Annotated in this window: 11 protein-coding genes and 1 riboswitch; of the genes, 7 read left to right on the forward strand and 4 right to left on the reverse strand. The window is 54.7% G+C overall.

Going from position 1 to position 15,935, the window contains the following annotated elements; all coding sequences use genetic code 11:
* Positions 1-355: 355 nt before the first annotated feature.
* The gene (locus J2X61_RS25460) at positions 356-2,974 is read left to right on the forward strand and encodes an SLC13 family permease (protein ID WP_310191769.1); all 2,619 of its coding nucleotides are present in this window, start codon (positions 356-358) and stop codon (positions 2,972-2,974) included.
* Positions 2,975-3,585: 611 nt separating this feature from the next.
* Here the strand turns inward: J2X61_RS25460 and J2X61_RS25465 are convergent.
* Positions 3,586-4,674, reverse strand: coding sequence for a YncE family protein (locus J2X61_RS25465; RefSeq protein WP_274471835.1), 1,089 nt, complete (start codon positions 4,672-4,674; stop codon positions 3,586-3,588).
* A 145-nt stretch (positions 4,675-4,819) separates the two neighbouring features.
* Here J2X61_RS25465 and J2X61_RS25470 point away from each other — a divergent pair, with 145 nt between their 5' ends.
* The gene (locus J2X61_RS25470; RefSeq protein WP_310191773.1) at positions 4,820-5,920 is read left to right on the forward strand and encodes an amidohydrolase family protein; all 1,101 of its coding nucleotides are present in this window, start codon (positions 4,820-4,822) and stop codon (positions 5,918-5,920) included.
* A 59-nt stretch (positions 5,921-5,979) separates the two neighbouring features.
* Here the strand turns inward: J2X61_RS25470 and J2X61_RS25475 are convergent, their stop codons facing one another.
* Together J2X61_RS25475 and J2X61_RS25480 are read right to left on the reverse strand one after the other, a co-directional pair.
* Positions 5,980-7,320: a 5'-deoxyadenosine deaminase gene (locus J2X61_RS25475; RefSeq protein ID WP_274471833.1), complete on the reverse strand. Its 1,341-nt coding sequence runs from the start codon at positions 7,318-7,320 to the stop codon at positions 5,980-5,982.
* A 70-nt stretch (positions 7,321-7,390) separates the two neighbouring features.
* Positions 7,391-7,490: riboswitch (purine riboswitch) on the reverse strand.
* A 106-nt stretch (positions 7,491-7,596) separates the two neighbouring features.
* Positions 7,597-9,711, reverse strand: coding sequence for a multicopper oxidase family protein (locus J2X61_RS25480; protein ID WP_310191777.1), 2,115 nt, complete (start codon positions 9,709-9,711; stop codon positions 7,597-7,599).
* 177 nt (positions 9,712-9,888) lie between these two features.
* On the opposite strand from J2X61_RS25480, the gene J2X61_RS25485 reads away from it, so the two are divergent.
* From J2X61_RS25485 to J2X61_RS25500, 4 genes are all read left to right on the forward strand, one after another.
* Positions 9,889-10,053, forward strand: a complete 165-nt coding sequence (locus tag J2X61_RS25485; protein ID WP_274471831.1) for a hypothetical protein — start codon at positions 9,889-9,891, stop codon at positions 10,051-10,053.
* 232 nt (positions 10,054-10,285) lie between these two features.
* The gene (locus tag J2X61_RS25490) at positions 10,286-10,486 is read left to right on the forward strand and encodes a cold-shock protein (RefSeq protein ID WP_274471830.1); all 201 of its coding nucleotides are present in this window, start codon (positions 10,286-10,288) and stop codon (positions 10,484-10,486) included.
* Positions 10,487-10,569: 83 nt separating this feature from the next.
* A complete protein-coding gene (locus tag J2X61_RS25495; protein ID WP_274471829.1) occupies positions 10,570-10,797 on the forward strand; it encodes a cold-shock protein in 228 nt (75 codons plus the stop codon).
* A gap of 107 nt (positions 10,798-10,904) precedes the next feature.
* Entirely contained in the window at positions 10,905-12,317 is a 1,413-nt protein-coding gene (locus tag J2X61_RS25500; protein ID WP_310191782.1) for a M23 family metallopeptidase, read from the forward strand.
* Between the two features lie 51 nt (positions 12,318-12,368).
* On the opposite strand, the gene J2X61_RS25505 is transcribed toward J2X61_RS25500, so the two are convergent.
* Positions 12,369-13,403, reverse strand: coding sequence for an ion channel (locus J2X61_RS25505; protein ID WP_310191786.1), 1,035 nt, complete (start codon positions 13,401-13,403; stop codon positions 12,369-12,371).
* Positions 13,404-13,547: 144 nt separating this feature from the next.
* On the opposite strand from J2X61_RS25505, the gene J2X61_RS25510 reads away from it, so the two are divergent.
* On the forward strand, positions 13,548-15,866 hold the full coding sequence (locus tag J2X61_RS25510; RefSeq protein WP_310191789.1) for an ATP-dependent DNA helicase: 2,319 nt from the start codon (positions 13,548-13,550) through the stop codon (positions 15,864-15,866).
* Positions 15,867-15,935 lie beyond the last annotated feature (69 nt).

Here is a 15,935-nt window from a genome sequence, read left to right on the forward strand (position 1 = left end):
ATTACGCCAACACCTCCTCGGCGCGAACTTATTCTACCTAGCTCTGCCTGTACCTCTTCCTCTTCCTGACTCACATCTACATTTACTTCCACCTCTCAACCTCAACCTTTACCTTTACCTCTGCTACTTCAACTGCTGCTACTGCTAACTGCTAACTGCTACTGCTTCTCTACTGCTACTTCCACAGTTACTGCAACTGCAACTGCAACTGCTTCAACTTCAACCTCCACCTCTCCCTTCCACGAGCAGGGGCTGCCTTTCATGTTCTGGTTTACAGACCATGCGTATCGAGAGTACAGTAATCTTTGTAAGCTTTACAGTTGTACATAAGTTCAGTCAGGAGTGTAGATTGTGCATGGCAATTAAACATATGGAGATGTTCAAAAATTTCTCCAACATAGAATTAGCCAAGCTCTTGGGTAAGCTGGAGAAGCTGGAGCGGGAAGCGGGGTCCGTGCTGTTCGAACAAGGCGATCCCGGAGACCGGATGTATCTGATCGAGAGCGGGAGAATCGAGCTTTTCTCCCAGAAGCCGGACGGCGCCCGGCAATCGCTAGCGCAGCTGCATCCCGGCGATGCGCTTGGCGAGATGGCTTTATTGACCAATGAGCCCCGGTCGGCAACTGCCGTCATGGCTGTAGACAGTGTGTTGTATGAAATCGACAGGGAGACGTTCGAGCGATTAATTATCGATCAGCCGCAGATATCGTCATATTTTATTCGCTTGCTTTCCCAGCGGCTGGTGTCGACCAATGACCGCTTGCAGGCTTCTAAGGAAGCGAAGGCCGCCTGGCTGACGCAGGAGCTTGCGCAGCTGGCGGAGCCTACGCGGGACTTTCTCTTCGCATGCGCCTGCTTGAGAGGGATGAGCGAGAAGCTGGCTGTGCATGTCTTTCAGCAGGAGCTGCCTGCAAATGGCGAGGTCCCGCATGGCTTGGAGCATTTGGTACGCAGAGCGGACGGTTTCCTTCACGTACGCGAGGAAATGATACGCACGATGCTGGATCTCGTGCCGCAGAACTGCAGCAGCAGCCTACAGCAGCTGTGGGCGGAACAGGCTGCGTCCTTCTACCTGGCCGAGAGGGAATGGGCTGCCGCGATAGAGATTTATGCGGAGCGAGGCGAGTGGGAGCTCGCGCTGGAGTTGGCCGCGGCTGCCGGGGCTGCGCTGGCGGAGTCGGATCCGCAGCGGCAGGCGATCGGGCAAGCGCTCCGGCGCTGCCCGCATGAGAGGTTGACCGAGCTGTATACGGTCATGCTGGAGCACCTCCGCTATTGCGCGGAGCACGCGCCGGAGGCGGGCTTGTCCATCGTCGAGGCGGCACTGGACAAGCAAGGGGCCGCCTATTCGGCGCAGCAGCTCATTACGCTCTACGAGCGGGGAGCCGAGCTGTGCCGCAAGCTGGGAAGAAAGCAGCTTGCGCTGGAATATTTGCAGCTGGCAGAGACCCGGCAGCAGGGGCAAGGGCAGCGGGATCGGTCCAAGATCAGCGAGGACCGGATCTATGGGCTGGCTAAGCAGATGCTGGCCAGGAGCAAGAGCGAGTTTCTCGCCGAGAGCGCACGCCGGCTTGCGGGCCGCAGCCGCCTGTTGGGCATTGCGGCGGTCGTTCTTGCCGTGCTGTCCGTGCTCGGCTTCCATCTGGCTGATCCGGTGGCGGGTCTGTCACAGCAAAGCATGGACTTCATCGGCATCGGGCTGGCCGCCGTCATTCTCTGGATCTCGGGGATCATGCCGGATTACATCGTAGCCCTGGGCATGGCCATGCTGTGGGTGCTCGGCGGTGTGGTCGAGCCCGAGGTGGCCTTGTCGGGTTTCGCCACGCCAACGTGGCTGTACATGATCTTCATCATGGCGATGAGCGCCGTCATTACGAAGTCGGGCTTCCTGTACCGCTTCTCCCTTCATGCCTTAAAGCGGTTTCCTGCTCATTATCGGGGGCAGCTGTGGGGGATTGTCGCCGGCGGCGTCATGCTCAACCCGCTGATCCCCTCTTCGTCGGCGAAAGTCTCGCTTGGCGTCCCTATTGCGCAGACGCTGTCGGAATCCATGGGCTTCAAGGCGGGGAGCCGAGGCGCAGCGGGGCTAGGATTAACCGCAATGCTCTTCTACGGCTTTACGGCGCCATTCGTGCTCACAGGCTCGTACACGAACGTGATGGCTTACGGCCTCGTCTCGTCGGGCTCGCCGGTCAACTGGATCCAATGGCTGATGTATGCGCTCCCTGCTTTTCTGATATTCGGCGGAGTGCTGCTCGCGCTCCTGTTCTTCATGTTCCGCAAAACGGAGTCGGCGAAGCCGGTTTCGGGCGAAGTGCTGGACGAACAGCTGCGGTTGCTGGGACCGCTGTCCCGCGAAGAGCGCATCGCGCTATGCACCGTACTTGGCAGCATCGCGGCGCTCGTTCTTCAGCCGCTGCACGGCGTGGACAGCGCCTGGGTCATGCTGATCGGTTTCGCCGTGTTAGTCATCAGCGGCGTGCTGGACCGGCGGACAATCTCCACGGGCATTGACTGGACGTTCCTGCTCTTCCTAGGCGTAGCCTTCAGCTTCTCTACGGCAGCGAGCGAACTGGGGCTGGTTGAGGCGCTCTCGGCCTTCCTGGGAGGTCATATGGGGGTTTTCGTCTCATCGCCGATCTACTTCCTGCCCGCCGCGATCGTACTGTCGTTCGCAGTCACATTGATCGTAAGGGATGATCCGGCGGTTATCCTGCTCGTGACAGCGCTGCTCCCTCTTGCCGAGCAGGCCGGGGTCCATCCGTGGATTCTCGTTTTCGTCGTGCTGCTGTCAACGGATCCGTTCTTCTTCGCGTATCAATCGCCTACCTATCTGACAGCCTATTACAGTTCGGAAGGCAAAGCGTTCAGCCATCGGCAGGGCCAGATCATCGCGCTTGGTTACGCTGCGGCTGTTTTGCTGCTCGCGATATTATGTATCCCCTACTGGCAATGGCTAGGGCTTCTCTCCTGACAATAGGTTTCACAAATGCCTCCAACAACGATGCGAAATTCGTAGTATGGAGGTTTTTTGCTGTCTGCTTGCGCCCGATTTCTGGCCTCTGTCAGGAGACCCCGTGTATGTCGGAGCGGTTCCTCCCTCTTTTTGCTCCGAAAATTGGAATTGCTTCTTTGATACGTTTGCGCAGCCGATTTCCTTACGAATTTTTCCATTAAAAAAATTTAGGAATATTAAGACTTCTTGTCAAATGAACTTCAAAAAATGTCGATGGTTTTATCTTTTATTTCCACAAAATAAATTTTTGGTATTTTCTAACTATTAAATAATCGCTATAATCCAACACTGTATATACAAATAGTTCTCTATTTCTCGGATCCAACCTCTCGATTACCCCGATCATGCTTCTGGTTGCTACTGAAGCAGAAACTTTTAAAATTAGATAAATACGAATGTTTCGTATTTTCTGTAAATTAAAAATAAAAACCAAGCTGCACGCCAACCGCCAGTACAGAGCATGCTGCCTGAACGCGCACCCACGTCGTATCGGCATCCTAGTCGACCCTATGCGACGATGGACAAAAGCCTCCAAATTCGCTTGTGCGAATGTTCGGAGGCTTTGCTCATTAACGATCCTGCACGACGGTAATGGATTGTTCATTGCCGACATAGATCCGGTTGTTTTGTGTGTTCAAAGCCATGTTCCCGGCGGATTGGCCGGTTCGCAGCTTCACCGCCAGCGAGTTCGTGAGTCCGTTGTAGACGAACAAATCCCTTGTTTCCGTGTCCCCGACATAGAATCGATTCGTCAATGGATTGACAAGAAGTGAAGCGTAGGTCGGGATGGTTAACTTTCGTGCAACAGCATTGGACTGTCCGTTGATGACGAATAGCTTGCCCTTGCTCACCTGCTGCGCGCTAGTGATATAAATGCGGTTTAAGGCGCTGTTGACGGCAAGCTCGCTCTGCAGTCTTCCGAGTTGAACCGGAACGCTTGCGCCCAAGGTGGAACCGGAAATGACCGAGGCATAACGGCTCAAGTTATTGGCCACATAAATCCGGTTCGTCTGGGGGACGATGCCGGGAGTAATGATCGGATTTCGTCCGACTTTGATCGTCTTCACCAATGCCAGTGTCGATCCGTTGATCACATGGACGGAGTCCATGCCCGTATTCGTGACGTAGATCCGGTTGGTTCTTTCGTTAACGGCGATGAGGGCGGGTGATCCTCCTACGCGGAACGTCTTGAGGATGCGGTTGGTCTTGCCGTCAATAACACTAATGGATCCGTTCGTATTGGCGACATAGATGCGGTTGCGCCCGGTATGAACGGCGATGCCGAATGGACGAACGCCAACCGGCACGCTAGTCACGACGTTATTGCTGCCGCCGTCAATGACTGTGACGGTATTCGAGCGGAAATTCGTAGCATAAATCCGATTGGTGAAGGCGTTGACGGCCAAGAACGTGGTGCCGTCCCCAGCTGTTATATTCCGGATGACTCGGTTGGTCGTACCGTCCAACACGCCTATCTGGTTCTCGCTATGAACGAAATAGACGCGGCCAGTTGCGGAGTTGACACGGATGTCGCCGACTTGACCGGCTACGGGTACGATTTTGATGACCTGTGGTAAGGTCTGCTTCATAAGCACTTCTGGTTTAACCTGCCTGACTTGAGCCATTTGCTGGATAAGAGGCCTTGAGAAGTTCGTCATAGGGGTCCCCTTCCCGTTACGATTAATTGCAATAGTATATGGTGAAAAGAAGGATTGGGAACTTGTATGTGGAAAATATTGGGCAATCCCTGAAACGTTTGATAAAAGGGGAATTTCTACAATCGTCCTGAAATGAGGGGTAGTGATGTCCGGGTCTAAATGGAAAGGCAGCTCACTCGTAATTGTAAGTATAGCGATCCTCTGTGTCGGATTTGGTGTATGGGGATTCCGTTCGTTCCCTGCTCGGGGAGGGGCAAGCCAAGCGGCAACACCGGAGAACGTTACAACAGGAACGCCTTCCGCATCCCCGGCAGTCGGAAGCTTCGACGAACTTCTACAGAAATACGGCTCATTGCCGCTTGCCGATGCTCACAATCATGATGCCAGTGATTCCAAATATACAAGTATGGGAAATACGTGGAAACGCGATGCCGTGGATCGTGTTGTGATTTTCGGAGATGTCTCGGAGTTCAGCGCCTTTCGAACCGACGCCTACGCGTGGGATGCCTACCTGGCGAAGCCTGATTTCTATATCCCGTACTTCTCCGGCTTCGATTTGCATGCTCCCTCCAGCCTGGAGATGGTTCGGAACAAACTGGAGCGGGGTTACTTCGGGCTCGGCGAGGTGGCGGGAGCCTCCTACAACTCACCGGTCGTATCCACGGTGGAATGGAAGGCGATGGATCCGATGGACGGTTATCTCCCGCAAATCTATGAGCTTTGTGCGGAGTATCAAGCTCCGATTCTGCTGCACATCGATCCTCCGAACGGCTTTGTTATCGATAAATTGGAGGAAGCTTTGAAGGCGCACCCGAAGACGACGTTTATCTTCGGACATGCCAACGCCTACAATTCGCCGCAAAATATCAAATCTTTGTTGGAGAAATATGATAACATCTACATGGATTTTTTCGCAGGCTTCACCCTGTTGAATCCGGATAGCGGCAACAAGCTGGAGGATTTCCTTCCGGTCATTAAGCAGTACCCGGACAAATTCATGCTCAGCACCGACTCCGGATACGGTCTAGCGTCGGAGCATGCTGCGATCGAAGCGATGTATCGCGTTTTGGATGCGATCGGTGATCCGGTCATCATCAAGAAAGTCGCTTACGATAACTTGAATGACATCATCCGCAAAGAGCCTGCTACGAAGACGCAGAAGGAAGCCATCCTCAAGAAGGACCCGTCGCGCGATGTGGCCAATCTGAGTAAGCTGGAGGCGGGAAAGCTGCTCTATGCCCATTAATCAAAAAAGCCTGCTGTCCGCAACCGGAAAGGCTGTCGGACAGTAGGCCTAATGAACGTCTAACGCAGATTAGCGCGCTTCAGCAAGCGCTGAATGGAGCGGTTCGCTTCCGGAAGGACGATCTCCTTATCGATCGTCCGCATGATCCGGTTCTCCATGACGATCCGCCCGCCGATAATCGTCGTCTCCACGTCGGCGCGCGTCGCGGAGTAAACGATGCGTGAGATCGGATCCACGTCGAAGGACGGATACGTGTGGAAATTGCACAGATCGAGAATGGCCAGATCGGCCTTCTTGCCGACCTCGAGGGAGCCGATCTCGTGCTCCATACCGACGGCGCGGGCTCCGCCGATGGTCGCCATGCGGAAGACCGTTTGCGCATTCATCGACGTCGGTCCGTGTACCGGCTTCTGGATCAGCGCGGCCAGGCGCATCTCGTTGAACATGTCGAGATTGTTGTTGCACGGCGCCCCATCCGCGCCAAGCGAGACGGAGATATCGAGCTTCAGCATATCGGGCGTCTCCGCGATCCCGGAGGCCAGCTTCAGGTTGGAGCCGGGACAATGGCTGACATGAACGCCGCGCTCACGGATGATCCGCTTCTCCTCCTCGTCAAGCCAAATACAGTGTGCGAGAATGAGGCGGTCATTCGCCAAGCCGAGATGGTCGAGATAAACCACATTCCGCATGCCGGTCTCCGCTTGCACGATCGCAATCTCGCCCTGATTCTCGGAAGCGTGCGTATGCACCTTTACTTGGTACTGCTCGGACAGGCTGCGGACCTCGCGCAGCAGCTCTTCCGTACATGAGATGACGAATCGCGGTGAGAAGGCATACTGGATGCGGCCGCCGTCATGTCCGTTCCATTTCTCCAACAAGTCGACGCTTTGTTGAAGTGAATCGACCGTATTCTCCTGCAGCGGGAACGGCACTTCGTCGCCTTTGTCCATCATGACTTTCCCGGACAACGCGCGGATGCCGCTGGAGGCAATCGCTTGGAAGGCGTAATCGGTATGGTGCACGGTCTCCATATCGACTATGGTCGTTGTTCCGCTTTGGATCAGCTCGCCGATGCCCAGCAAGGCGGAATAATAGATCGACTCCTCGTCATGGGACGCTTCAAGCGGCCATATCCGCTGCTTCAGCCAATCCATCAATTCAAGGTCATCTCCCTTGCCGCGGAACAGCGTTTGGCATAAATGAATATGCGTTTGAACGAAGCCTGGAATGACCGTGCGGTTCCTGGCATCGATCACTTTATCCGCTTTGGACGGATCTGCGTTCACATAGGGTCCGATTTCCTTAATTTTGTCATCCTCAATGAGAATATCTCCGGTATAAATATCCCCGTCACGGTTCATCGTGACGATCTCCGCGTTTTTAATTAGAATAGTCGCCATGGGCATAAACCTCCTGCTTCTGTTTATTGTATGACGCCAGGAACATAAAAAAACTAGCCACGAAAAATATGCAAATGCGCACATTCTTCGTAGCTAGAAATTTACGGTTTCTAAGTAGAGACCCTTAATCCGATTATTAAGGTTATACGAAAAAGAGTATTCGGTTTTTCCGTTTCAATCGAATGTTCCTGCTTTCTCTAGCGTAACGGCTCCGGTACCGATTTGTCAATGATGTGTTATATATAGTGACATGGACCGCACATCCCCTCCCTCTTTTTACTCGGGATGATTGTTTGTTCCGCTGCCTACGGTATAAGGCGACGTTACGCCTTCATACATCAGATGCATGGTCATGCCGGCAGCGGCGTGCACAAGGTTGTGACAGTGATCCATCCATAGCCCTGGGTTATTGGCGACGAAGGCGACTTCATAGGTATCGCCCGGCTGCACATCCAACGTGTCCGACCACCAGGGACTGCCGGTGGAGGGCTTGCCGTTGTGGGAGAGAACGAGCACGTGATGCCCGTGCAGATGCATCGGATGCTCGACATTGCCGCGGTTGATGATCGTCGTTTTGACGAGATCGCCCTCCTTCACCATGAACATCGGCGTATTGGGGAATACTTCGCCATTGAGCGTGTAAAGGAAATCGAAGCTGCGGTTGAAGAATCCGAGCTTATTGTCCAGAACAAGCGTAAACGCTCTGTCGAACCGGCTGCTTGCGTCAAAAGGCGTTGATGTCGGGCTGCCGTAAGCGATCGGGTCGAAGGCAACGGTTGGCGCGATCGCCGGGATGTCGCCGCTGCCGTCTGCAGACATCAGAATCCCTGCGCCATTCGCCCCTGCCCCGAGATATACCGGGCGTTCCGGCATGATGAAGGTGATGTCGTAGCGGCCGCCGGTAGGCACAATGATATGGGTGTTCGTCAGCACATCCGGCTTATTTAAATCCGTACCGTCAATGGCGGCAACCTCGTAATGCGTGCCGGTCAACGTATACTTCTGATTCACCCAATCGTCGGTGTTGATCAGTCTCATCCGCACAGGAGTTCCCGGAGCAATCGCCATCCGCTCGAGACCGTCGTTAGCTCCGATGGCGATCGAAGCGCCGCTCCAACGATGTGTCATTACGGTGATGTCCTTCACAGGCTGTAAAGGGTCGAGCTTGGGCTCTACGACCAGCGCTCCGAACAGCCCCTTGCTGACGGCTTCCTTAGAGTCCTGATGCGAGTGGTACCAGAATGTGCCCGTTTGCTCGGCGCGGAACCGGTAGGTGTAGGTTTCGCCCGGCATAACGGCATTCTGCGTTGCACCGGCAACACCGTCCTCCGCGTTAGGGACATCCAGGCCATGCCAATGAGCTGTCACACCCTGCTCGATATCCTGATTAACGAGCGTGATTTCGACCAACTCGCCTTCTTTGATGCGAAGCTCGGGACCCGGAATTTGTCCGTTATACGTCCAGGCTTCCACGGATTTGCCGGAGCTGAGCGTGACCGTTTTCTTCTGGGCTGTCAGCGTGAATCGGCGATCCGGCGTCCCTTCGCGGGGACCGGTCAACTCGTCAACGGAGATCGTGCCGCTTGATGAGGCGTTCATGGCGGCCATTCCGCTGTGGTGGTTATGCGGGTTCGTGCCTGCGGGCATGCCCCCGCCATAATCATGCGTTCCGCTCGCCATATCGATTTCGGCAGGCAGCTCGCTTCGCTCCATGGCATACGTGAATAGGTAGTAGCCTGAAGCAGCCAGCACGGCAAGTACGCCGAGCATGGCCAAGCCCCGTCTCCAGAAAGCGGGAGCCGTGTAGGATTCCGTTTTGCTAACCTGCATGAACCGCACCCGGTGTCTCCACCAAAGCGCTGCCGTCGCTACTGCGCCAACGGCCAGCGGTACGGCAATGTCCTGCCACTGGAACGGGAACGGCGGCACAAGGGCGAAATAGAAGGACGTTAATGCGGCCAGCGCCGTCATCTGAAAAGGAAGAATGAGAGCGGGACTCGCCGCTCTTGGATAGATAGCCGGGTCCGCGGGAATAGCCGGCTCCCCTTCCCCGGACAGGGGCTTCGTGAGCGCGCGCAGCTTGATCAGCTTCGGCACCGATACGAACCAGACCGTCAGAAGCGGCAGCACGATCAGCGGCACCCCGACCAGCATGCGGTCGATCCAGAAAGCAGCCTGCATCGTCTGCTGCATCCAAACCGTAGCGCCGATGACAGCGGCAGCCGGGATGACGGGGAACCACGACCAGAAGAGCAGCTTGCGCGCTTTGCGATGCATGCGCTCCGGGCTCCCGCTATATAGAAGTCGCGAAGCTTTGACACTCCCGATCCAGGCGAAAATGAAATAGAATAACGATCCGAGCAAGATGGCTCCTATACTTATGCTGTACACGTTGAATGACCCTCCCAGTAAACTTCATTACCTTCAGTATAGGGACCTCGCTTAAGCCGGCAAACGGTCTTGAGGCTAATTGAAACCTAGACCAAAGTTGGGGCGGACTGCATAACTTCCCCTTAATTGCAAAACATAAATGTCGGAAAACAACCCTCATGAAAGGAGGCAAACTGTATGAAGCACATCGTTCGGGATCACGTCGCCAAGGAAGCGGGCATTTCGGAGTTTCAAGCGGAGAAAGCCGTCGAGGCCGTCGTTGACTATTTCAAAACGAGGCTTAACGTAGAGGCGAACAATGAAATTCAAGGCGTCTTGTTTGGTGAAGACCACCACGACTAACTCCCGTATGGGAGTTTTTCTGTGCTGTGGAGGGCGATTACATCACTATGTAAGAACTGGAAATAGTTTGCGTTTTCAAATGCGATATGATATGATGGTCGTAATCGACAAAAAGAACCTGAATTCACATATTGTAAAGGGTTTTCATTTTTGTTAGAACCTTTTATAATGTGTGAATTTTTTCTCTTTGAAGAATAAAAAACATGTTAATAATTTTTTGGAGGTATTACTCATGGCTACTGGTACAGTGAAATGGTTTAACGCAGAAAAAGGTTTCGGTTTCATCGAAGTTGAAGGCGGCAACGATGTATTCGTTCACTTCTCTGCAATCCAAGGCGAAGGCTTCAAAACTTTGGACGAAGGTCAACAAGTTGAGTTCAACGTTGTTCAAGGCAACCGCGGACCGCAAGCTGAGAACGTTGTAAAACTGTAATATAATTAAAAAGACTGCCTTACCTTGCGTAATGGCAGTCTTTTTCAATTTAACTAAATGTTCATACACGGAGGAGGATCACCATGTATTCCAGAAAAAAGTCCTTTGAAGAGATGCCTCTAGAAAATGTGACGGTATGGTCTTGTGTACAAGAAGGCTGTAAAGGCTGGATGCGGGATAATTTCACTTTCGAGCACGAACCGACTTGCCATTTATGCCAGTCTGCCATGGTTCGAAGCGTCAAGTTGCTTCCTCTCGTGAACAACACGAGCATTGATCAGAAAGAACCAAAGAAAAGCGTACAGATTTAAACGAAGCCCGGAGACGATGCTGTCTTCGGGCTTTTTATGTTATGATGGACACATATCCATATGAATGAAACCCATAGCCCATTGCAGGACAGGGGGGAATAAATGCTGTGAAACGTGCAAAACGCCGCCGGCAGTGGCCTTTATTGGCAGGCGCTTGTCTGCTTGCCGCTTGTGTTGTGATCTTGATCGGCAAATCGCCGTTCGGTCCGGTCTCCTCCTGGACGAGAGCGGACCCGGCTCCTGCTTCAGCGACTCCGGCCCCTACGCCGCCGCCCAGAGTAGCCGAGACATTCCGCATGGAGGATTTGGAACATGGCTGGGTGCGGTACGCGGACGCCCTCGTCGTGACAGAAGACGGGGGAGCGCAGTGGCGGGAAGGGACAGAGAACGTAGCGGCCGGTGCATTGCCAACACCGACTGGAAGCGCTGCCACTGCAACGGGAGCACTGAAGCTCGAGGAGCTGCTGCGCCTGGAGGGAGATACAGGAGCCTTCCCATCTCCGCAGACCGTTATGTTGGGGGCGGCCGAGGTTCCCGTGAAGATGACGCAGTTCCTGACGCCGCGAATCGGCTGGGCGCTGCCTGTCAGCTCCAAGGATGCGAAGAGCCCGCTGCTCGTTACAGCCGATGGCGGACAGACGTGGTCGGACGGTATGGCCGAGGAGGTCAAAGCCGCCATCCGGAAGGAGCAGGACCGGCTTCAGCTGCTGGCGAAGGAGCTTCCGCTTTATCCGACGAAGGAAGCTGCTCAGGGCATCATGAGCGCCGATTGGAAGCTCGTGCCGGACACGGCGGCACCGGGGGATGCGGTGCTGGTGCGGCATAACAAGCCGGGGACCATCGCCTGGCAGAACAAAACCTACACGCTTCAGCCGTACGGAGCGGGGTATTTCACGTATTTGCCGATTCCGATGGCGGTCAAGCCCGGCAAATACCCGATCGGCGATCAGACGCTGACCATCGTGCCGAAGAAGTTCGAGACCCAGTATCTGAAGGTTACGGCTCAGATGGAGAGTATGAAGCAGGATACGGCGCGAATCGCCGCCGATCAGAAGAAGATCGATCTGGCTCGCAGCAAGTCCGAGCCGGAGTTCTTGTTCAGCGGTCCGTTCGTGAAGCCGATCGAGGGGATTTTGACGACGCCGTATGGCTATACCCGTTATGTGAACGGGAAATACGACAGCGCGCATATGGCGGTGGATTTGGCCGCGAAAGAGGGCACGCCGATCAAAGCGACCAACGACGGGGTCGTGGCGCTGGCCGACAGCCTGTACTTGACCGGCAATTCCATCTATCTCGATCATGGGATGGGGCTGTTCTCCCAGTACGCTCACATGTCGGAGCTGAAGGTGAAGACAGGCGACCGGGTGAAACAAGGGGACATCATCGGTTTGGTCGGGACGACCGGATTCTCCACCGGGCCGCATCTGCATTTCACCTTCTGGGCGCATAACGTGCAGGTCAATCCGGATTTGTTTTGGAATACGACGCCGTTTCGTTGGGCTGCACCCAAAGGGTAAATAAAGAAGGACACCGGCTCTCTGCCAATGAGAGTTCGGTGTCCTGTTTCGTTAAGCCCGCGCGGAAATGCGCTGGAACGTGTCCCCGTCGCAAATGACGAAGAGCTGCGCGTCTTCTGGAATCAACTGATCCAGCTTACGGTTGATGTTCAACTGATCGCGGTCGGCGATCAGGGTGGCGCCTTCCTCCAGCAGCTGCTCGAAAGCGTCGCGGTACGTGCGCCATTCGCTTCTTTTGCCCAACACATGAAGATTGCTGCTGGATTGCCTGGTCAGAAGCTGCGATACGACGCGGGACGACCCGGGCGAGAAGGCGGAGCGGACGGCCAACTGCGAGATGGTCTCGGAGCCGAGGATGAATTCGTTGACATTGACGTGCTGGAAATTTTGCATGTTTTCACTGTTTTTGATTTCGACGATGGAGTGGACGTTGCGGAAATTGCGCTCGATAGTGGTGGCTACGAGCAGCGTCTTGCCGTCGACGAACGACGGGTCGCGCAGCATCGCTTGATCTTCGGTGATTTCATTGGCGAAAATGAAGACGGAGCGGGCCTTCTCCATATTGGCCATTTCGAGCGTTTCGAGGTGGGTGGGATTGCCGCGGATATAATGGACCCGGTTATGTACGATCGGTGTCTTATCCAACGTATCGATCAAAACGACTTCCGTTGTCGTGTCCGTATTCAATATTTCCTGAATGGCCAATTCGGCATTTTTGCTCCAGTCAATGATGACAAAATGCTGTTCGCCTTGAAATCGCAATTTACCCTCTTCCTTTCGCTGTCTATAGACGAATAGTGAGTCAATTACTTTGCTGATCGTGACGGATATGAGACCGATGCCGAAGATGTACAGAAAGATGCCGAGGCATTTGCCGGCCACGGTTTTGGGCGCGAAGTCCCCGTATCCCGTCGTCGTCACGGTCGTCATCACCCACCACAACCCGTTGAAAATGCTGCCGAACGTTTCCTTCTCCAGGAGATAGGCGCCGATCGCGGATAACAGAATGAAGAGCAGGGCCAGTGTGAATGTGAATTTGTTGTCCAAGCGCAGCAGTTTAAGGAAGAGTTTACTGAAAAAGAACATAGGAACTTCCTTTCCTGAATAGGTTGGTAAATATTTGAAAAGCCAATGCTATTGTAGCACAGTTCCACTTCCTGAGGGAGGTGGATATTTGGCTTTGCCGCATGCTACAATAAGGAACAAATGTTCTAGGACGGAGAATGGCTAATGACCCAAATGATCAGCATTTCCGTGCGTTCTCTGGTGGAATATGTATTCAGCAGCGGCAGTATCGATTCCAGCTTCCGGACCAGCGTCGCGCTGACCGAGGGGACCAAGGCGCACCAGAAATTGCAAAAGCAATACCGTGAATCGGACGAGCATGAGGTGTACGTATCGGCCGAGATCCCTTACCGGGAGCTGTTATTCGTCATTGACGGCCGGTGCGACGGGCTTCTGCAGGAGGCGGACGGCAGCACGGTAACGGTAGACGAGATCAAATCCACCTCTTCGGACATCGGCTTGATCGAGGAGAATTCCTATCCCGTTCATTGGGCGCAAGCGATGTGCTATGCCTATATGGTGGCCAAAGACCGCGGGCTTCATCAGATGCGTATCAGGCTTACGTATATGCAGGTGGATACGGAAGAGACGCGCCGGTTTATACGGGAAGCCTCCTTCTCTGAACTGGAGCTGTTCGTGCAGGATGTGGTGGAGCGGTATTACCCATATGCGCATGCGCGTTATGAGCATGTGCAGCGAAGGGACCGGAGCGTGAAGGAGCTGGCCTTCCCGTTTCCCGCCTACCGGGAGGGCCAGCGTAAGCTTGCGGCTGCGGTCTATAAATCGATCGGCGAAGGACGCAAGCTGTTCGCCAAGGCGCCGACCGGGATCGGCAAGACGATGTCGACGCTGTTCCCTTCCGTCAAAGCGATTGGAGAGGGGCTGCTGCAGCGGATTTTCTATTTGACAACGAAGACGATTACACGTACGGCAGCGGAAGAAGCCTACGCATTGCTTCAGGCACGAGGTCTCGAACTGCATGTCGTGACGATTACGGCCAAGGAGAAGGTCTGCCTGAAGGAGGAAGTCCGGTGTACGAAGGAGCATTGCGAATTCGCGGACGGCTACTATGACCGGATCAACGAAGCGGTGCTGGATCTCCTTGGGTCGGAGACGATCATGACGCGAAGTGTCATGGAGACTTATGCGCGGAAGCACCGCGTCTGCCCTTTTGAATTTTCTCTGGATGTCGCCTACGCCGCCGATGCCGTCATATGCGACTATAACTATATTTTCGATCCGCGCATTAATTTGAAGAGACTGTTCGACGAGCAGAAAAAGCAAACGGCGCTGCTGGTGGACGAGGCCCATAACCTGATTGACCGGGCCAGAGAGATGTACAGCAGTACGTTGACCAAGTCGCCGTTCCTTGCACTGCAGAGGGAGTTCAAAGGTGTGCGCGCCGATCTCCATGATGCGGCCAAAGCCGTTAATCAGTATTTCATCGCACTCCGCAAGCGGATCGGCGAACGGCCCATGATGGCGGAGCCGGAGCTTCCGGAGGCTCTCCTGGGGCTGCTCGATGCTTTCCTTGCTAGCGCGGAGAAAGAGCTTGCGGCAGGGGGAGGCAGCCCTACGAGTCCGCAGCTGCTGGAGACGTACTTCGAGGCGCATAACTTCGTCCGCATCGCGAAGCTGTATGACGAGCGGTACATGACGCTGTATACGTCCGAACGGAACGAGACCGGCGTGAAGCTGATCTGTCTGGACCCGTCTCATCTGCTCCGCCAGATGGGCAAAGGGTACCGGTCGCACGTGTTCTTCTCGGCGACGCTGTCGCCTTTGTCCTACTATATGGACACGCTGGGAGCCGGCGAGGAGGATTACTCCGTCAGCGTACCCTCGCCATTCGCCCAAGAGCAGTTGGAGGTGTACGTGCAGCCGTTATCCACGCGTTATCAGGACCGAGAGCGCAGCAGGGAGCCCATCGCCCGTTCGATTTATGATATGGTGACTCGTCATGGGCAGGGCAACCATTTGGTATTCTTCCCTTCTTATGCTTATATGAGCAGCGTGCAGGAAGCGTTCATGGAGCTTATGGCTGAACAGGGAGGGGATAGCGGACTGCGGATCCTGGTGCAGACGGCGCAGATGCCGGAAGAGGAGCGAGAGAATTTCTTGGCCGAGTATCAGGCAGGCCGGGAGGGAACGCTCGTCGGCTTCGCCGTCATGGGCGGTATCTTCTCCGAAGGGATCGATCTGGTCGGGGAGCGGTTGACCGGCGTGGCCATCGTCGGCGTCGGTCTGCCGCAGCTGGGGCCGGAGCGTAATCTAATCCGGTCCTATCTGGATGAGACGGGGAAGAACGGCTACGAGTATGCCTACGTCTTCCCCGGCATGAACAAGGTCCAACAGGCCGGCGGTCGGTTGATACGCTCCGAAACGGACCGTGGCGTGCTGCTGCTGATTGACGACCGCTATCTGCAGCCCTTGTACCAGCGATTGCTGCCGGAGGAGTGGCGGGGGTATACGGTGCTGCGGTGAGCGGGAGCGGTGAGGGGGGCTGCACCGCGCAAGTTTGCCCGATAGGGAAATACGATCCGCTATTTGCCT

This window comes from Bacillus sp. 3255, from assembly GCF_031456485.1.
GTDB lineage: Bacteria > Bacillota > Bacilli > Paenibacillales > NBRC-103111 > Paenibacillus_E.